General features: G+C 52.9%; 15 protein-coding genes and 2 pseudogenes. 8 read left to right on the top strand and 9 right to left on the bottom strand.

The features are described from left to right. The first annotated feature begins 32 nt into the window (after positions 1–32). Positions 33–959 (top strand): UDP-3-O-acyl-N-acetylglucosamine deacetylase, encoded by a 927-nt coding sequence (gene lpxC / locus ACMXD4_RS21510; RefSeq protein WP_033156794.1) that lies wholly within the window; start codon positions 33–35, stop codon positions 957–959. Positions 960–1,031: 72 nt separating this feature from the next. On the opposite strand, the gene ACMXD4_RS21515 is transcribed toward lpxC, so the two are convergent. The 4 genes from ACMXD4_RS21515 to ACMXD4_RS21530 all read right to left on the bottom strand — a co-directional run bounded on the left by ACMXD4_RS21515 (position 1,032) and on the right by ACMXD4_RS21530 (position 4,970). Beyond that, positions 1,032–1,496 (bottom strand): DciA family protein, encoded by a 465-nt coding sequence (locus ACMXD4_RS21515; protein WP_415879322.1) that lies wholly within the window; start codon positions 1,494–1,496, stop codon positions 1,032–1,034. Further along, positions 1,493–3,085, bottom strand: coding sequence for a hypothetical protein (locus tag ACMXD4_RS21520; protein ID WP_415879323.1), 1,593 nt, complete (start codon positions 3,083–3,085; stop codon positions 1,493–1,495). The genes ACMXD4_RS21515 and ACMXD4_RS21520 overlap by 4 nt, the downstream gene beginning before the upstream one ends. A 76-nt stretch (positions 3,086–3,161) precedes the next feature. After that, entirely contained in the window at positions 3,162–3,527 is a 366-nt protein-coding gene (locus ACMXD4_RS21525) for a membrane protein (RefSeq protein ID WP_033156796.1), read from the bottom strand. Between the two features lie 3 nt (positions 3,528–3,530). Next, on the bottom strand, positions 3,531–4,970 hold the full coding sequence (locus tag ACMXD4_RS21530; RefSeq protein WP_415879324.1) for a UbiA family prenyltransferase: 1,440 nt from the start codon (positions 4,968–4,970) through the stop codon (positions 3,531–3,533). A 290-nt stretch (positions 4,971–5,260) separates the two neighbouring features. Between ACMXD4_RS21530 and ACMXD4_RS21535 the strand changes: the two genes are divergently transcribed. The 5 genes and pseudogenes from ACMXD4_RS21535 (at position 5,261) to ACMXD4_RS21555 (ending at position 12,055) form a co-directional block, all read left to right on the top strand. Continuing rightward, positions 5,261–6,016 carry a pentapeptide repeat-containing protein gene (locus ACMXD4_RS21535; RefSeq protein WP_415879325.1) on the top strand — a complete coding sequence of 252 codons (756 nt, stop codon included), beginning with the start codon at positions 5,261–5,263 and terminating at the stop codon, positions 6,014–6,016. 13 nt (positions 6,017–6,029) lie between these two features. Beyond that, a complete protein-coding gene (locus ACMXD4_RS21540) occupies positions 6,030–7,427 on the top strand; it encodes an amino acid permease (protein WP_415879326.1) in 1,398 nt (465 codons plus the stop codon). Between the two features lie 618 nt (positions 7,428–8,045). Then, entirely contained in the window at positions 8,046–9,122 is a 1,077-nt protein-coding gene (locus ACMXD4_RS21545) for a hypothetical protein (protein WP_415879327.1), read from the top strand. Positions 9,123–9,200: 78 nt separating this feature from the next. Further along, a pseudogene (locus ACMXD4_RS21550) lies at positions 9,201–10,289 on the top strand (IS5 family transposase). Between the two features lie 377 nt (positions 10,290–10,666). Beyond that, positions 10,667–12,055: an IS4 family transposase gene (locus ACMXD4_RS21555; RefSeq protein ID WP_415878602.1), complete on the top strand. Its 1,389-nt coding sequence runs from the start codon at positions 10,667–10,669 to the stop codon at positions 12,053–12,055. A 47-nt stretch (positions 12,056–12,102) separates the two neighbouring features. Here ACMXD4_RS21555 and ACMXD4_RS21560 read toward each other — a convergent pair. From ACMXD4_RS21560 to speA, 5 genes and pseudogenes are all read right to left on the bottom strand, one after another. Continuing rightward, a pseudogene (locus ACMXD4_RS21560) lies at positions 12,103–12,330 on the bottom strand (transposase); the annotation flags it as partial. A 412-nt stretch (positions 12,331–12,742) separates the two neighbouring features. Next, positions 12,743–14,062, bottom strand: a complete 1,320-nt coding sequence (locus tag ACMXD4_RS21565) for a UDP-glucose dehydrogenase family protein (RefSeq protein ID WP_415879328.1) — start codon at positions 14,060–14,062, stop codon at positions 12,743–12,745. Positions 14,063–14,078: 16 nt separating this feature from the next. After that, on the bottom strand, positions 14,079–14,945 hold the full coding sequence (locus tag ACMXD4_RS21570) for an NAD(P)-dependent oxidoreductase (protein WP_415879329.1): 867 nt from the start codon (positions 14,943–14,945) through the stop codon (positions 14,079–14,081). 71 nt (positions 14,946–15,016) lie between these two features. Then, positions 15,017–15,625, bottom strand: a complete 609-nt coding sequence (locus ACMXD4_RS21575) for a GDSL-type esterase/lipase family protein (protein ID WP_415879330.1) — start codon at positions 15,623–15,625, stop codon at positions 15,017–15,019. Between the two features lie 64 nt (positions 15,626–15,689). Beyond that, on the bottom strand, positions 15,690–17,516 hold the full coding sequence (gene speA / locus ACMXD4_RS21580) for a biosynthetic arginine decarboxylase (protein ID WP_415879331.1): 1,827 nt from the start codon (positions 17,514–17,516) through the stop codon (positions 15,690–15,692). A gap of 83 nt (positions 17,517–17,599) precedes the next feature. Between speA and speE the strand changes: the two genes are divergently transcribed. Both speE and ACMXD4_RS21590 read left to right on the top strand, forming a co-directional pair. Further along, a complete protein-coding gene (gene speE, locus ACMXD4_RS21585; protein ID WP_415879332.1) occupies positions 17,600–18,445 on the top strand; it encodes a polyamine aminopropyltransferase in 846 nt (281 codons plus the stop codon). Positions 18,446–18,696: 251 nt separating this feature from the next. After that, positions 18,697–19,611 carry a diguanylate cyclase gene (locus ACMXD4_RS21590; RefSeq protein WP_415879333.1) on the top strand — a complete coding sequence of 305 codons (915 nt, stop codon included), beginning with the start codon at positions 18,697–18,699 and terminating at the stop codon, positions 19,609–19,611. Positions 19,612–19,674: the final 63 nt, after the last annotated feature.

The following is a 19,674-nucleotide window of genomic DNA, read 5'->3' on the forward strand; positions in this document are numbered from 1 at the left end:
CCGGCTTTGTTTTACCTATTTGTCGGCATTTCATGATTAAACAGCGTACTTTAAAAAACACCATCAGAGCCACCGGCGTTGGTTTGCATACCGGCGATAAAGTGTATCTGACCCTGCACCCCTCCGAGCCCGATACCGGCATCCGTTTTCGCCGCGTGGATTTGGAAACTCCGGTGATGATAGCCGCGCGCCCTGAAAATGTCGGCGAAACCAAGCTGTCCACGACTTTGGTCCGCGACGGCGTTAAGGTGTCCACCGTCGAACATTTGCTGTCAGCTTTGGCCGGTTTGGGCATAGACAATGCGATTGTCGATGTCAGCGCCGCCGAAGTGCCTATCATGGACGGCAGCGCCGGTCCGTTTGTGTTTCTGTTGCAATCGGCCGGCGTGGTCGAACAGGACGTCCCCAAACAATATATTCGTATCAAGCGCGCAATCCGCGTGGAAGACGGCGATAAATGGGCCGCGTTCGAACCGTTCGAGGGTTTTAAAGTTACCTTTACCATCGATTTCGAACATCCGGCGTTTTCCGAGCATTTGAAAACAGCGGTGATGGATTTCTCTTCGACGACTTTTGTAAAAGAAGTCAGCCGGGCCCGTACTTTCGGCTTTATGAAGGACATCGAGTTTTTACGCGAGAATAATCTGGCGCTGGGCGGCAGTCTGGATAACGCCATCGTGGTGGACGACGATAAAGTGTTGAACGAAGACGGCCTGCGTTACGCGGACGAATTTGTGAAACACAAAATTCTCGACGCCATCGGCGACTTGTATTTGCTGGGTTACAGTCTGATTGGCGAATACCAGGGTTTTAAATCCGGCCACGCGCTGAACAACAAGTTGCTGCTGAGCCTGATGAACGACAAAGACGCCTGGGAAATGGTGACTTTCGAAAATGCCGAGGACGCACCGATTTCCTTTATGCATTCCGCGCAAACATCGGCACGCGCGACAGGCTAATCCCGCATCACACAGACATTAAGCTGTGCCGTGGCCGGTCAACTTGATCGGCCACAATCCTGCCAAAACCTACTAATCTTCCCGCAAGCGTTTCGCCAACGTAGCACCCAAACGCGCCAAAGCCGCCGCCAAAACATCCTGTTGGTCCGCCTGCTTAATCTGCTGTGCGATCAAACCGACATTTTCCGCTGACGGCAAGCGCGGCGTGCGTTTTGGCCGAATCGGCTCGCCTGTCGGCGGCACAATCCGTACTTGCAAGCGGACAATATAGGGATGCCCCGCATCATGCAATTTGTCTAAAATCGCTCGATTGAAAAACCGAATTTGCGATGCCCAGCTGGCCGAATCGCAGTACAACAGCATCTGCGCACCTGACGCTACGCAATGTTGAGCATGCGGAGCAATCTCAGCCGGTAACGCCGTCCTGACAATGGTCAGCAAGGCCTGTTGCGCGTTAATTTTGGCCACACACAGATTCAACTGCTTGTTGTCAAAATCCAGCGCGGTCTTAAACACATTTTTGCGATAACGAGTCATTGCAAATTCATTTGCTCTGAGCCGACTTTTGGATATTCCAGAATCAGGCCCTGTTGATCGTTTTTAATAATATGCCAGCCATTTGCCACTATTTGCCGTTCATCAACGGCTGACAAAGGCAAATTTTCAGATTCCACACCGAATCGGCCCGGAAATAAACCGACGCGAATTGGTCTGCTGCCGGCTTGCTGTTTTATGTCACTGACAGCTTCGAGCACTGACATATACCCATCACCTGCGGACATGAACGCTCGCATTTCACCACCCTTTGTCCCTGCGGCAATGGCTTCAATCTGGCGGACTCGTGCGCCGCACTCTATCCGAAACACATGCGCCCAGTTCGATACCAAGTAAGTATCTGCCTGATTGCCGCACAAATAGGCTTTTCCAATTGAAAATGCCTGCGCCAATTTCGGGTAGTCGTTATCGCTGTTGCGGAAACTCTCCGAATTGACCGCATAGCTAGCATGGAAAAACACCAAGCAAACAGAAATCGCCAATTTGGCCTGCTTCCAGGCAATAATAGCGGGCTGCCTGCCATGATCAGCCAACAGCGCAAACATTCCAGCCCATAAAAAAGGCGAATATTGCAGGGTGTGGCGAAGATTAATCACCTCGCCCCATTGATAGCGGGTACGGGCAGCAACGACCACACAGGACCCCATGACCAGATAAATAGTTGAAATAGCCAAGGTTTTTTTACCGAAAGTCGGTAGATTGGAGCAACGGTATTTATAAGCCGCGTAGGCAGAGGCAATAATCAAAACCCCGAATCCCAGTAAACCAGGCAGCGACCAAGCCACATACCGGGCACATTCGCTACAAGCCGTTGCATCCTTTAGCAAAGCCTCGATATAGGTGCGTAAATTCTCGACAAAACCTATCGTGCTTGGCCCCATCACATAGGGATTCAGCGACCCAAACATCACTATATTTCTGAGCAGCAGCGGCGCTACGACCACGGCCATGCCAAACATCGCCGCAACAGCGCGCAGCAAAACAACGCGCCGTTCCCCAGCGGCACTGCTTAACCAGCAGTAGCAAAAATAACAAATAACGCTAGCCAGCAGCGCTAAATGCGCATTTCTGATTGCGTAAGCCATACCGGCAAGCAAACCAGCGAAGATAAAGCCGACGATGGACCGCGAGTTAAGCGTCAACCCAATAACAGCCACCGCTAACCATAAACCGAATACATCGGTCAGCCCCATCAGCGAATGCTTGAGCACACCGGGTGATAACGCTGCTAATCCGGCCAGCAGCAAAGCATAAAGTGGTCCAAGGCTCTGCCGAAAACTGAAAAATAATAACCACGGCAATGTAATGGCAGAAAAATGCGCCAAACCTATCGCGGCATCTTTCGCATCGATACCGAAACTGGAAACGGCCGCCAGAACGACAGCAAAACCCACGGGAAACAAACGATTCTCGACCTGATCCTGATCTCCCGGCGCCAAGCCATACGGAGTAATCAGCAAGCTGCCTGAATTGAGAAAATTTCTGGCTTGTTCGATATAGCTGGCGCTGTCAGGCGTAAACGGAAAACTCGGCGACCGGTAGTGCATATGCACCATCAGCATGAGCGACATCGCTGACAGAATGCATAATTGATGTAAAAGAGCTCTGAATTGCCAAGTCATACTTATTAGTTATCTCGTAACAGGGTCAGGAATTGGCTACCAGCCAAACGCCCTCGCAAATCAGCAAAATGCCCAAGACGCGGAAAGCAGTGACAGTCTCGCCGAGCAGCATGCCGATCAGCACGGTTAATGCGAAACCCAGTCCTACCAAGGGATAGGCTTTACTGACATCCCAGGATGCCAAAACCTTCAACCAAACTATGGCGCCGACACCGTATAAGGTAAACCCGGCAAACACAAATTTGTTGGTAAATACGATCCAAGGCAGGCGTGGTGTCAGCGGCCCGGCCATCGCCTGCTTGACATCCACACTGGACATGCCAAGTTTCAACATAAACTGCGCGGCGACAGACAGGACGATGCTAAAAATAGCGATCAGTAGAATTTGCATGGCTTATTCCCAATGTGAAAAATGAGCGGCTAATGTGGCGAACAGCATCAAGAGCACTGTGATCCGACTACCGAAGTCGCGAACCGCAAACACCAGCGGGTCATCGTGCATTTCCCCGCGAGCGGTTTTAATCCACAGGCGTGCTAACCAATAAATCAGGCCTATCGCCACAAACCATAACAGCTGCGGATTTAGGTAACGTATCTGAGTCTCCGCCGAGGTAATAAATAAACCAAACACCACCACCGCGCACAACGCGGAACTGACACCCAAGGGCCAAAGCACTACCAGATCCACCGCCCGATAATCGCGGCCGTGTGTGGTTTCCCGGCCTTTTTGTTGCAAAGCGACCAGTTCGGAACAACGCTTGACTAAAGCCAGACTGAAAAAGATAAACACCGAAAAAGCCAACAGCCAGGAACTGGTCGCTACCGACGCGGCCACGGAACCGGCAATAATCCTGAGCGTATACAGCAGAGATAGCACCATTACATCGATCAATACATAGGATTTCAATAGCCATGTATACGTAGTGGTGACGAATAAATACAACAGCAACATGCCCAAAAAGGCCTGCGACACGGCGAGCGCTAACATCAGGCCGGTCAGCAATAGCCCGCAAGCGGCTGCCAGACCTTTCAGAATGGGCAATTCAGCGCTGGCAAACGGCCTAAATTTCTTACGCGGATGATTACGGTCGCTGTCCAGGTCCCACAAATCGTTACCCATATACGTGGCGGACGCGGCCAAGGAAAACCCGAAGAAGCCCACTACAACGGTACCCAACTTATCCAAATCATCAAACGAAAAAGCCGTTAGCAGCGGCACGAATATCAACAAATTTTTCAGCCATTGGTGCACCCGCAGCGCGCGCAACCACAACCGGATTTGATTCAGGTTGGCGGTAAATTCCTGTTCTATCGGTGTATGTTCCCGCACGAATTTCGCGACCGGCTTTGAAGTATTAACCAGGATTGCGGCTTGCGCGGCTCGCCAAATCGGCAAATCGGCCTTGCTGTCACCCGCATAGACAAAATTCGGCCCCACCGCCTCGCGGATGGCCTCCAGCTTGTTGACACCTTTTAAATTTCGGCTTTCGTCGCTGCCTAACACTTTATCGAACAAATCCAGATGCTTGGCAACCGCATCGGCAATATTGGTATGCGCAGCGGTAGCCAACACCAACTGTCTACCTTTGCGTTTTTCCGCGCGCAAATACTCCAGCAAATCAGTCCGATAAGGCAAACTCTCGACATCAACGGCCGCTGCTTGCGCCACGCGCGCTTTAAACGCCGCTCGGCCCTTCGCTAACCAAAACGGCAATTTGAATATAGCGTGCGGCTGCCGTTTACAGACCTGTAATACCGATTCGACTAAGGTGTCGGTGGGCGTCAGCGTGCCATCCAAATCAACGATAAGCGCGGCTAGCGAAGTTTCTGTCATGTTATGTTTCTTTTAGAGTGATTGGTGCAACGCTGAAAAAATCGAAAATATCTGGCTCATCGAAGGCATTGTAATGTAACAGCAATTCAGCAAGCTACGTTTAACTGGGGCCGCGCGGCCACCCACAACCTCCCTTAGCCGCGTCCCGCTTAATCCCCAGAAAAATCCAAGTACAATCCGGGCAGCATTTTTCTCGTTGAGTCTGTCTGTGACCCTGTTACTATCAACGACAATATGGTCCTGCCAAGCGGATTATCCGAATCAACAATGACAATATTGCGGAGGTTTTAATGACAAACTTATCGATCAAAACATTTCTAGCGCTATTTCTGGCGAGTCAAAGCATAGCCCATGCCGCCGATCTCACCCGCGCCCAAGTCGAGCAAATGCTTGCCAAGGCCGACAAGCAACACCCCGCCGACCTGCGCCGTAAGGATCTAACCGACCTGGACTTGTCGAATCTGGATTTTCGCAATGCCGACTTATGGGGTGCCGACCTGCGACGCTCCAATCTGAATAAAAGCAATCTGCAAGGCCTCACGCTGGATTTGACGGTGATGACCAATATCAAGCTAAGCGCTGCCAACCTATCCAACACTAGTATCTTCGGCGTCAGCCTAATGCACGCCGACCTCAGCAACGCCGATATGAGCGGCAGCCGGGTGGTGGCGATCATGGACGGCGCGAATTTAAGCCACGCCAATCTCAGCAATGTGCAATGGGCGGCGGACATGAAGAATCAATCGATGGGCTTGATGCGCGCCAGCTTGAAAGGCGCCAATTTGACCGGTGCCAATCTTAGCAACGCCCAGCTTGGCCGGGCCATGTTAAAACACGCCAAACTAAATAACGCCAATTTACAAAACGCCGATCTGTATTCCGCCGAGATGGACGGCGCCAACCTGACCGGCGCCAATCTGACCAACGCCAATTTCTCGCAAGCCAAACTGCACGACGCGATTTTTACCGAGGCCGTGACGACCGGCACCCGCTTCGACGGCGCCCAAAACCTGCCCGATTCCGTCAAGCCCACCTCTTCCAAATAATCGAGACCACTTCATGCAAATCCCCAAGCAATTACTGCAACGTAAATCCGTCGAAGCTTTGACCGATGTCCAGCACGGCTTAAAACAAACCCTCACCGCCAAGGACTTGACCATCCTGGGCATAGGCGCGGTCATCGGCGCCGGCATCTTCGTTTTGACCGGAATTGCCGCAGCCAAATACGCCGGCCCGGCCATCGTAGTGTCGTTCATTTTGGCCGGCATCGCCTGCGGCCTGGCAGCCATGTGTTACAGCGAACTGGCGGCGATGATTCCGGTTTCCGGCAGTGCCTACAGTTACGCTTACGCGACGATGGGCGAATTAATGGCCTGGATCATAGGCTGGGATTTAATCCTGGAATACGCCCTGGCCAGCAGCACGGTGGCAATAGGCTGGGCCGGCTACCTCACCAGTTTTCTGGAAAACTTTGGCGTGCATTTACCCACCTATCTCACCACTGCTTATTTAGCCAACCCCGCGGCCGGCTTCATCAATCTACCGGCGGTAGCAATCATTTTATTGCTGACCGGCCTGCTGGTAATCGGCATCCGCCAATCGGCGATCTTCAATTTCGTCATGGTGTTAATCAAACTGTCGGTGATCATCGTATTCATCGTCGCCGGCTCCCAACACATAGAAACAGGAGAAAATTGGTCCAACTTCATGCCTTTCGGCTTCGGTGGCGTATTGACCGGGGCCGGGGTAATTTTCTTTGCGTACATCGGCTTCGACGCCGTTTCCACCGCCGCCCAGGAAGCCATCAACCCGCAGCGCGACGTACCCATCGGCATCATAGGTTCGTTGGCGGTCTGCACCTTGCTGTACATTCTGGTTGCTGGCGTGTTGACCGGCATCATTTCCTACACCGAACTCAACGTCCCAGCACCCATTGCGCTGGCGGTCGATCATGTCGGCATGGGCTGGCTGTCACCGATCATTAAAATAGCCGCCATCGCCGGTTTGACTTCGGTGATGTTGGTGCTGCTGATGGGGCAGAGCCGGATTTTCTTCTCAATGGCCAAGGATCAATTGTTACCGCCGCTATTCGCGCAGGTGCATCCCAAATATCAAACACCGCATTTATCGACCATCCTAGTCGGCGTCGCGGTCTCCTTACTCGCCGGTTTCATGCCTATCGAGAAGCTTGGCGAGCTGGTCAGTATCGGCACTTTGTTCGCGTTCGTGTTGGTGTGCGGCGGCGTCTGGATTTTACGTAACAGCCATCCGAAAATGGAACGCCACTTCAAATGCCCAGCCGTGCCTTACGTGCCGATTGGCGGGATTTTGGTGTGTTTGAGTTTGATGGCGGGATTGCCGGTGGATACCTGGATCAGGTTGTTCGTTTGGCTGGTGATTGGGTTTATGATTTATTTTGGGTATGGGGTGAAGCATAGTCAGCTTCGGTCTTCCTAACTTTTTTGGGCTGACTGGCTTACAACTGGGCTGTTCACACTGAGTTGGTCGAAGAGCTAATTGTGATGTGTCGCTGGCGCGACGGCTGGTTTTAATATCGGGTCTCGGCCCGACAGCCGAGATACTTTCGCTACGAAAACCATCCCTGGTTTTCGCCCTTCGGGCCAGCCTATCGGCTGTTCAAATTCGCTCCAGGCGAATTTGTGCTTGTCCAAAAGAAAGTATCCAAAGAAAAAGCCACCCGGATGCCGCTTTGATCCTGCGCTCCTCGCTTTTGAACGGGGTTGCCGAAAGAGGCTTCCTGCCCCTTCGGCAACGCGATGCATCCCTGCATCGCCCCTACGGGCTATTCCGTTCAAAAGCTCCGGTGCTCGGTGCGGCATACGGGAGAAAACCCACAGGGGATTTGAAATTCAATTAGTTACGATCAGATATATGCTGCTGACGTAAGGAGGTGCATCGTTCGCGATCAATGCGCTTCACGTCGTTCAATACATCTACGGTCCTGGATATAACCGGGGTTTATATGAAATTGAAAAATACAATTCGCACTGGAATACAGTGCAAAGCCCACTGCTGCTTTTGCCTTACGGCTTTACCAATGACCGAGATTAAAACATGGGTTGGGACCTTTTAAATTTGTTTATCGCTCCGGGGACCTTGCGCTTAATCGTCTGGGCAGTGGCGATAGGAGCTGTCGCGACCTTTCTGGTAGTGCTGTGGTTTAGCGTTTCCGCCGCCCGGCACAATATCGATAACTCTAAGCTCCGATACCTGACGATGGGTTTGGTCCTGGCGATATTCCTGGTGCCTGTGGCTTATAAGCTCCATCAAAACCACCTGAAACAACAAGCACTGGATGCCAAGCTCGCCTCCATGACCAAGGCCTTGGACCGCTATCACGAACTGTGTAAAGGCGCGGGTGAGAAGATTTATCGTACCGTCGATGATGTCGATGGGGTGTTTTTGATGAAACTCGAGTTCGATGAGAATTCTGACATTAGCCAGTACAGCAATGCGGCCAAGAGTCCTTATGAAAGTCTTGGGGATTTCGACAGGGTTCTGTATAAAACTTTCCACTCTATTCGGTATATGAGTTTCGATGGCTATATTAAATCGTTTTTGAACGATGGCGGTTTCGGGCGTGATTGCTGGGTTGGCGATACCAATAGGTGCAAGCAGCAGCCCGCGTTCAAATACGTCGAGGCGATCGACCCCGGCGACGGTAAACGTTACCGCTATACCGGCAGTTGGCAAAGAAACGACAAGGTTACAGGCAAGGAATGGAGCGAACTGCTTCGTAAAGTTGGCTACATCCCGCGCGAACAGTTAGTGCCGGCCAAACCCGGTGATAGAGCTTGGTACGACTTAGTGCTGACTCGCGAACCAGCTGGCGATCCGCCGCCGCGCTATGGCGTGACCTACGACGACCTGGAGACCCCGGAAGAGCGGAAGATGTGGATCGCCGGCAGCTCACTGAAAGTGATCGATCTGCAAACCGGGGAGTTGCTGGGACAGCGCATCGGTTATTTGCACGACCTTGGCGGCGGGAGTACTTCTGGTGGACGGCAACGGTGGGCTCATGCTTGGCGCGGTTTTGGTTCGTCGTGCCCCGGCACATCTCCTTCCCAAAGTCGTTTTGTTATTAGCAGGCTGTTGATTTTATCTCCCCCGCAAGCCGCATTGATTCGTTGAGTCAATCGCAAGAGCAATTCATAAGGTATTGTTATGCATGGTAAAATGATTCCATCTTCAATAGATTACCTTGATCCCATGCGCGGCGCCGACATCACTCAAGAAGAACTATTCAGTTACCGAACCCTGGAAACGCGGATTCCCAAGAAGCATCCTCTTCGCAAATTGCGCAAAGTGGTTGATCTGTTGCTCGCCACGCTGGACGACGAGTTCGACGCGCTCTACGCCCGTCGTGGGCGGGATTCGATTCCGCCTGAACGCTTGCTCCGCGCCAGTCTGCTGCAGGTGCTGTTTTCCATCCGTTCGGAACGGCAGTTGGTGGAACATATCGACTTCAACCTGCTGTACCGTTGGTTCGTCGGCTTGACCTTGGATGATGAGGTATGGGACCACTCGACCTTCAGTGCCAACCGAGACCGCTTGTTGAACGAACGCATCAGCCGCTTGTTTTTCGAAAGGGTACTGGCCTTGGCGGAGTGGAAGAACCTGATCTCCGATGAGCATTTTTCGGTCGACGGTACGCTGATTCAGGCCTGGGCCTCGCATAAAAGCTTCGTCAAAAAAGACGGTTCGACCCCACCGCCGGAAGACGGCGGTCGCAATCCCACCGTCAACTTCAAAGGCGAGAAACGCAGCAACGACACCCACGCATCCACCACCGATCCCGTTGCCCGGCTGTACAAAAAGAGCGAGGGCGACAAGTCGCAGTTGGCATTTCTTGGCCATGCCTTGATGGAGAACCGCAATGGCTTGGTCGTCGACGTCGAAGTCACGCAGGCGACCAGTACCGCGGAGCGTGAAGCAGCCGAAACCATGGTCAAGCGTACGATCCATAAACCCGGCGCGACCTTGGGCGCCGACAAAAATTACGATACCAAAGACTTCGTCGCCAAGCTACGCAAGCGCAAGGTCACCCCGCATGTCGCCAGCAAGGACAAAGGCTCCGCCATTGACGGCCGCACCACCCGACACGACGGATACCGCAAAAGCCTCTAGGTTCGCAAACGGATCGAAGAGGTCTTCGGCTGGGCCAAAACCGTCGGCCCGCTACGGCAAACCAAATTCCGCGGGATGAAGAAGGTCGCCGCACAAACGATTTTTACCTTTGCCGCCTATAACCTGACGCGGATGGGCGCCATTTTCGGCTGGCGTTACAGCACCGTCTAGCCGGTAGTGCGCCTGAAATCCGCCAAAAGGCGGAATTTAACCCCCTTCGGAGTGAATATAACCGGCTAAAACCGGTTTTTGAGGCCTAATCGGGCTTCCAGACCATCCGGCGCTTCGAAAAATGGCGCCGAAACCGAAGGTATGACGGCAAATTTCAACAGCCTGTTAAAGTTCTTCATCCTCATTCAGGAGTAAACCCATGAGTACAGCATCGATAACAACTTATCTAAAATACATGCAACTGCAAGTGGTGGCGGAGACATTTCTTACCGACAGGTTTCATCTCGTTCCCACGCGCCGCGCTCATCGTTATACACAAGTCTCCCAACGACTAAACTACCAGGAGGCATGAGGCATATAGATGATGGAGAACAGCGATGAGCAATTGGGCCGAAGAAGAAGTACAAACCGCTGATTTGGAAGATCGGCGCCTGAATAAACGATTGGCACTGTTACTGGAGCGATTAGGCGAACATCCCCAGCTCAGCATCCCGGCGGCCTGTGGCGGCTGGAAGGAGACGATGGGCGCTTACCGGTTTTTCGACAATGATAAGGCGACTTTCAAAAAGATACTGGCGCCGCATCGAGATGCCACGGTCGAACGGATGAAGAGCAGCCCGGTCGTATTGCTGGCGCAGGACACGACGGAGTACGACGAAAACATTTGTTTGGGGCCAAAAGGTCTCGGTACTTTGAAAGAGATAGCGAAACATGCGCGCCGACTACATCCGACCATCGCCTTTACGCCGTCGCGGATTTGCTTGGGTGTCGTCAAGGCAGCGTATTGGGCGCGTGACGGCGCCAGCCCGCGACAAGCGCGGCGGCACAAAGGCGTGGACGAAAAAGAAAGTCGGCACTGGCTCGAAAGCTATCAGGATAGCTGTGCCTTACAGGCGCAAATGCCGGACAGTTTATTGGTCAATCTCGCCGACCGCGAGGGCGACATTTACGAATGGTTTGTCGAATACCAAGACTATGCGCCGACTGCTCGCGCTGAATGGATTGTTCGGGCGACGCAGAACCGAGACCTTCTGGTCGAGCCGGAAAATGCGGCGAAATGGCTATGGTCGGCCCTGGATCAAGCGCCGGTCATGGGTTATACCGAGGTTAATGTCAAGTCGCGGCCGAACCGTGCAGCGCGACTGGCGCATATCACGGTACGCGCCGCCACGGTGCCCCTCAAGCCGCCAACGCGTATTGGGTATCGACTGCCGGCATTGAGCATCAACGCGGTGCTGGCGCGCGAAGAGACGCCGCCAGCCGGCAAGGAACCCTTGGAATGGCTCCTGCTGACCAGTTTGCCTGTGGCGAGTTTCGAGCAAGCGACTACGGTGGTGGCGTGGTATGGCGTGCGCTGGTGTATCGAAGTGTACTTCCATGTATTGAAGAGCGGTTGCCAGATCAAGCGGCTACATCTGGAATCGGAAGAACGGCTACTACCTTGTTTGGCGCTCTATATGGTTATTGCCTGGCGGGTGTTATTCAGCCTGATGCTCGCGCGCGCAGCGCCGGACATGGATTGCGAGATTATTTTCGATCCGCAGGAGTGGCGAGCGGCTTATATCGTCGTCAAGCGCTGTCCACCACCGCTCACGCCACCGCGCCTCGGTGAGGTAATCCGACTGATTGCAAGCTTAGGCGGTTATTTTGCCCGCAAACACGATGGTCCACCGGGTGCCAAGGCCATGTGGATCGGCTTACAGCGCTTGCGCGATTTTGTCATCGCCCTCAATGCTCAACAGGATCTCGCAATGAGATGTGTATAACGATGAGCGCTCCGCGTGGGAATGCAAACCTGCCGCGCTGCGGTCAGCTAAAACCAATCCCGATAAACCGGCAATAATCCTTCCTGACCCGCATAATTCCGAGCACTCGAATAACGCCAATGCTCCGGTAGATCAACATAACCGCGTTTGACCGGATTCAGATGGATGTAGTCCAATTTCTGTCGCAAGACCTCGGGGTTATCGATCATCTGCGGATGGCTACCTTCTTCCCACAACTGATATTCCCTGTCAGTTTTGTGCGCTTTGCGGAACCAAGGCCGTGAGGCGCAATTCGTAGTATGTTGGCCTTAAATCATTCGGCGCATTACGCTATCGCTAATGCGCCCTACAAAACTTCGTAAAGAATAAGCTGCGATTGGGGCGGGGGGTCTCCCGTATGCCGCGCCGAGCACCGGAGCTTTCGGCGGGATCAGCCCGCTGGGGCGTCGCATGGATGCGGCGCGTTGACGAAGGGGCAGGAAGCCCCTTTCGTCAACCCCCGGCGAAAGCTTCGGAGCGCAGGGAATAAGCGGCATCCGGGCCGCCTTTTCTTTGGGTACTTTCTTTTGGCGGAGCAAAAGAAAGTACCTCGGCTGTCGGGCCGAGACCCGACATTAAATCAAGCCGTCAAGCCAGCGACACCTCTAAAACTCCTCACCCCGCCCCTCTCCAGCAAGAGAAGGAGTATTACCTACCAATCGCGTAATACTGCAACCCAAACTGCTTAACCAACCTAGGCTCATACATATTCCGCCCATCGAATATCACCTTGTCTTTCAACAAGCGACTCAAGTCATCGAAATCCGGACTACGGAACTGTTTCCATTCGGTGACGATGATTAATGCATCCACGTCGCTTAGAGTATCCGCCTGCTTGGCGCAATACACCAATCCGGCTTTATCGCCGTAGATACGGTGCGCTTCTTCCATTGCTTCCGGGTCGTAGGCTCGCACTGTGGCACCGGCATCAATCAAGGCTTCCAGCAATACCCGGCTGGGGGCTTCACGCATGTCGTCGGTGTTGGGTTTAAACGCCAGCCCCCACAACGCAAAGGTTTTGCCTTTCACTCCGTTCGGATAATGCGTGGAAACTTTTTCAAACAGACGGTGCTTTTGCCGGTCATTGACGTTTTCCACCGCACTGAGCAATTCGGCTTGATAACCGTAATCGCGCGCGGTGCGCTCCAGGGCTTTGACGTCTTTCGGAAAACAGGAGCCGCCATAGCCGCAACCGGGATAGATAAAGCTATAACCGATACGGCTGTCGGAACCGATGCCGTGCCGGACGTTTTCAATATCAGCACCCAGTCGCTCAGCCAGATTGGCCAGTTCGTTCATAAAGCTGATTTTGGTGGCCAGCATCGCGTTGGCGGCGTATTTGGTCAATTCGGCGGAGCGAATGTCCATGGTGATCACCCGCTCGCGGCTGCGGTTAAACGGCGCGTACAGCGCTTTCAACAATTCGGCGGTTCTGGGGTTGTCGGTACCGATGATGATGCGGTCCGGCTTCATGAAATCGTCCAGCGCCGAGCCTTCTTTCAAAAACTCGGGATTGGAGACGACGTCAAACTCCAATTCCTGGCTGCGCTCCGCCAATACGTCCTTGATCGCTTGTTTGACCTTGTCGGCAGTGCCGACCGGCACGGTGGATTTATCGACGACGATTTTATAATCGCTCATGTGTTCGGCGATGCTTTTCGCCACGGCCAGCACGTATTTCAAATCAGCCGAGCCATCTTCGTCCGGCGGCGTACCGACGGCGATGAATTGAAACAAGCCAAAATCCACGGCCTCTTTAACATCGGTGGTAAAGCTCAAACGTCCTGCGGCGACATTATCCTTGACCATTTCATCCAAACCCGGTTCGTAAATCGGGATGATGCCTTGTTTGAGTTGGTCGATTTTGCGCTGGTCAACATCCATGCACAGCACTTGATTGCCCACTTCGGCCAGACAGGCGCCCGTCACCAAACCCACATATCCACTACCAAACACCGTAATTTTCATCGTTACACCTTGTAAACTAATTGGAAGATCGTTTCTGTTTTAATCGATACAACGCGGAAATATCCTCGTCGCCATAACCCTTGGCCATCAGTTTGGCATAATCCGCCAGCGTGGCGATGGTTAGCGGACAACCCACGCCGGCATGCTGCGCCATATGCTGGGCTATTTTTAAGTCTTTATGATGAAGCGCCAGTTTAAATCCTGGCGGGAATTGGTGTTGCGTCATGGTCTTGCCGCGATGCTCCAGAAACCAGTTACCCGCCGCCCCGCCGCTGACGACCTCGATGACTTTGTCCATCGGCAAACCTTGCGCTTCCGCAAACGCCAAAGCTTCGGTCACCGCTTGGTTAATCCCCGCACACATAATCTGGTTCACTGCCTTGCAGGCTTGCCCGGCACCGACATCGCCCAGATGTTCGATGCGTGCGGTCATGGCCGCCAACACGGGCCGAACCAGCTCCAAGGTTTGCGCGCTGCCGCCGACCATCATGGCCAACGTGCCTTTGTTGGCGCCTTCCACGCCGCCGGATACCGGTGCATCGAGGAAAGCCGCATGCTTTTCCGCAAGTTTTTGCGCCGCGACGGTAGCCGTTTCACTGCTGACCGTGGACATATCCACCACTACACTACCAGGGCGAACGGTTTTAGCGACTGCATCCACCACCATCAATACGTCTTTATCCGCCGACACACAGATCAACACGACATCGACTTGACCGGCCAGTTGTTCGATAGTCTCGCAAGCCTGGATTTGCAATTCCGCCGCCAATGCCTCGGCTTTACTAAAGGTCCGATTGTAAACCGCGGTCAAGTAGCCGGCCTTGGCAAGATTGCGCGCCATGCCCTGGCCCATTGCCCCCAATCCGATCAAGCCTACCCGCATGTTATATCCCCCGTAATATTGTCTGGACCATTATAGCGTCTTAGTTGGGTACTAACAGACCGCGCGGACGATTACAACGCTCCGTGTTTTTGCAATAACGCGACAACATTTTCCGCCAAAAGCCGATACCCCCTATCATTAGGATGGACCGTATCCGACTTAAGCTCGTTATTTGCCAAAATGTTAGGCAAACTATCCAGATCGCTCGGTACGCCTTCAGATGCAGCCAGCTCTTCGTAAATTTTCGCGCTATGTAAAAACACGATCCCAAACGCCGGCACACCGAAGATCACTACCGGGATATTGCGTTGCCTGGCTTCGGCTATCATGGCTTTCAGATTATCGCGGGTTTGCTCCGCCGCGATTTGTTGCAAAATATCGTTGCCGCCGTGTATCAAAATTAATAGATCGGGCCTGTATTCATCCAGCAATGCCGGTAAGCGCTGCCGGCCTGCACTGCTGATCTCTCCAGGAACGCCTTCATTAATGACCTCGCGGCCGGTCAGTTGCGTGAGTATGCTGGGGTAATCATGCTGGGCCGAAGCACCGGTTCCATAAGTCAAGCTATCGCCAAAGGCCAGAATGACGGCGTTATCCGGCAGCTTGCTTAAGGCTGGCTTTGATTTATTACAAGCCATACCACTGAATAGCAATGCCACAACCATCAGAACAATTTTCATGCACGCCCTCGATCCTTTAAGCGCCTGGGGCGCAGCACCCTTATCTATCCTTCTATCGCCTTAGCTATTTTTCCAGGTAGGTATAAGCATTCAATCCGGCCAACAGTTCCTGCTCGAAAGCCTGCTTTTGCGCAGCCGTTAATCCGCTGACGCTCAACTTTTGCCGGTAGGCGGTTTTTAACGCTTCGGTATTGATATGCACATAATCCAGCAGTTCGCTGACATCCTCGCCTTCCATGAAGTCGCCGAAAATATAGCCTTGCTCGTCCAGCTGCACGTTAATCGAATGCGTATCACCGAATAGATTGTGCATATCACCCAAAATTTCCTGATAGGCGCCGACCATGAAAAAGCCGATCAGATAGTCCTGATCTTCGGCAATGGTATGTAGCGGCATGGTGTTGGCGATGTTCTGATGATCGACGTATTGATCGATACGGCCATCCGAATCGCAGGTTAAGTCTTGCAGGACCGCACGCCGGTTGGGTTGCTGCTGCAGATTATGAATGGGCATAATCGGGAAAATCTGATCGATACCCCAAATGTCCGGCATCGATTGAAACAAGGAGAAATTGCAGAATACCTTGTCCGCCAGTTTTTCATCCAGTTCCTGCAAAATTTCCCGGTGATGGTGGTTATCCAGATTCAGCTCGCGCTGAATTTGCTGACACAAACTGACATAGTGCTTTTCGGCTTCGGCCAGATCGGTCAAAGACAAATCGCCTTGCACGAACTGGGCACGGGCTTCAGCCATGTTGAATTGGGCATTGTGATAAGCCTCGGCGATATTTTGCCCGCTAATCGCCACCGCCGTCGCCGCACCTTGCAGGCTTTCCACTTCGGTGACGTTGGTAATCAAAACAGCATGGTGGGCGGTGATGGCCCGGCCGGATTCGGTGATGATATTGGGCTGCGGCAAGCCATGTTGCTGAGCCACGTCCGCAAAGGCGCGGACGATGTTTTCCGCGTACTCGTTGACGCTGTAGTTGATCGAACATTCCCGTCGCGAACCGCTGCCGTCGTAATCCACGCCCAGGCCGCCGCCGGCATCAACGGTGGTAATGTTTGCGCCTAGCTGATGCAATTGCAGGTAAAACTGGCCGGCTTCTTTTAAGGCCAGTTTGATGTCGTGGATATTGGCGATTTGTGAACCCATATGAAAGTGCATCAACTGCAAACAGTGCAGCATGTCCACTTGTTGCAAACGGGCAATCAGTTGCAACACTTCACTGGCGTGCAAACCAAACTTGGATTTCTCGCCGCCGCTGTTCTGCCATTTGCCGGCGCTGATAGTCGATAAACGCACCCGCAAACCGATCAACGGCGTCACCTTTAACTTGGCGGCTTCTTCGATGATCATCTCCAGCTCGGAGGGCTTTTCGATGACGATGAATACCGACAAGCCCATTAACTGGCCCATCAAAGCCATGCGGATATAAGCCCGGTCCTTGTAACCGTTACAGACGATGGTGCCACCAGGTTTGGCCAATCCCAAAATCGCCAACAATTCCGGTTTGCTGCCGGCTTCCAGGCCGATATGCTCGGCGGCAACAATGCTTTCCACCACATTGCCTTGCTGATTAACCTTGATCGGATAGACCGGCGTGTAATGGCCGCTGTAATGGTTCGCGGCTCTGGCTTGATCGAAGGCCTGCTGCAGCTGGCGGATGCGGTCGCACAAAATATCGGTAAACCGCACCAGCACCGGGAAGTTCAAGCCCTTGCCCCGCAAGGCCTGGGCAATGTCGAACAGATCGATTTCGGTCGCGCAATCGGCTTGCGGCTTCACGCAGACATGGCCTTGGTCGTTAATTGAAAAATAACCGTTACCCCATTGCTGGATAGCGTAAAGCTGCTTGGATTGTTCAATCGACCAGGGTTGTGTCGGCACGCGCGGTATCCTAACTGTCATAAAGAGGTAGAAATTCTAAAGTATAATGATGAACGTTATATGACTTTTTACAGGACTTTCCCATGCTCGACGATCAATGGTTTAGCGAAGCCCAAGAGCCTTCCGGTTCGGCCTTCTCGTTAAAAATCAAACGCAAACTGCACGAGGAGCAATCCGAATTTCAGTTTCTGGAAATCTACGAAACCGAACAGTTCGGCAATCTGATGGTAATCGACGGCTGCACCATGGTCTCGACTCGGGATAATTTCTTTTATCACGAGATGATCAGCCACCCGGTGTTGTTCACCCATCCCAACCCGAAAAATGTGTTGATCATCGGCGGCGGCGACTGCGGTACTTTACGGGAAGTGCTGAAGCATCCTGGCGTCGAAAAAGCCGTGCAAATCGACATCGACGAGCGCGTCACCCGCTTGGCGGAAATCTATTTCCCCGAGCTATGCGAATCCAACAACGATCCGCGCGCCGACCTGAAATTCATCGACGGCATCAAGTGGGTGAAAGAAGCCGCGCCGAATAGCGTGGACATCATCATCGTCGACAGCACCGACCCGGTTGGCCCCGCCGAAGGCTTGTTCTGCGCCGATTTTTATAAAGATTGTTTCAGAGCGTTGAGTGAGAACGGTATCGTCGTGCAACAAAGCGAATCAGCCCTGCTGCATATGAAAATTCTCAAGGAAATGCGCGATGAAATGAAAGCAGGCGGATTTGCAAACTTCCAAACCGTATTCTTCCCGCAATGCATTTATCCATCAGGCTGGTGGAGCGCGACGATGGCCAGCAAAGCCGACTTGTCGAAGTTCCGCGAGCAGGACGCGGTCAACAAGGGTTTTGAGACTGTTTATTACAACAGCGACATCCACAAAGCCAGTCTGGCAATGCCGGAGTTTTTCAAAAAAGCCTTCGCTTAACCATTGCTCGAGCCGAAGCCACACGCTTCGGCTCCGCTGAGCAGTTCTTACCGCGCCACGCTGAACATGGCCTCAAATCGTTTGGCCACATGCTTACATCCCTTGCTAGCCATCCGCCTATCTGCGACACTGGGCCCTGTAGGAGGTTTCTTACAGCGCGCCTGACTGGCAAGATAGTCTCGCAACTGCCCGAGTAACGCCCCAAAAGCATATTTCATTACCCAAGCCAGGAGATGATTAGGACTCGCCCGATGACCACGCCTCCCGACAAAACTCAGTTAATCTTGTCCAACACCTTAATCGGCAAATTATCCGAAAACAGTCGTGACACTTCGGAGCTTGAGCCGTATTTGGTGGTGTTATCCGGTAGCGATCAAGGCAAGCAATACAAATTGCACCATCATCAGCATGTGTTGGGCCGCGAACCGGCCGTGGACATTCTGATTCCCGACCCTAAGGTCTCCCGGCGCCACGGCAGACTTTGGGTACAAAACCAGCATATCCTGCTGGAAGACTTAAACTCCACCAACGGCACCTACGTCAATGGCAAACGGGTCGCAAAACATAAACTCGAATTACTCGACCGAATCCTGTTGGGCGACACTTACTTAAAAATCGATTACAAACGCGCCAACGAAGCCAAATCCGAACAGGCGCTATACGCGGCGGCGAATCTGGATGCGATGACCAACATTCTGAACCGCAACGCCTTCATGCTGCGCGCGCAACAGGAATTGTCTTTTTGTAAACGCAACGAAACCCGATTAACGGTGATGATGTGCGACGCCGACCATTTCAAGCGCACCAACGACAATTTCGGCCATCTCGCCGGCGATCAGGTCCTTAAAGAACTGGCGAAAATCCTGAATGCGGAAATGCGCCAGGAGGATTTCCTGGCCCGCTACGGCGGCGAAGAATTCATCATGTTGTTGCGGGATATTTCCAGCGATGCCGCAACCAATTTGGCGGAGCGCATCAGACTGACGGTGATGCAACATACGTTTCAATACCAAAGCCAGCCCATACCCACCACCCTTTCGATTGGCGTCTGCTCGTGCCGGATAATGGCCGACACCTCCCTGGAAGCCATTATTCAAGCAGCCGACGACGCCCTTTACCGCGCCAAGAAAAACGGCCGAAATCGCGTAGAAATCGACGCCCGATAACTTTGGCTTGCCAGCCGGCCAATACAAACACCTGGCTTCATAAGGTATTTGCATTTATCCGCG

The organism is Methylomonas sp. TEB (genome assembly GCF_047777895.1).
Lineage (GTDB): Bacteria > Pseudomonadota > Gammaproteobacteria > Methylococcales > Methylomonadaceae > Methylomonas.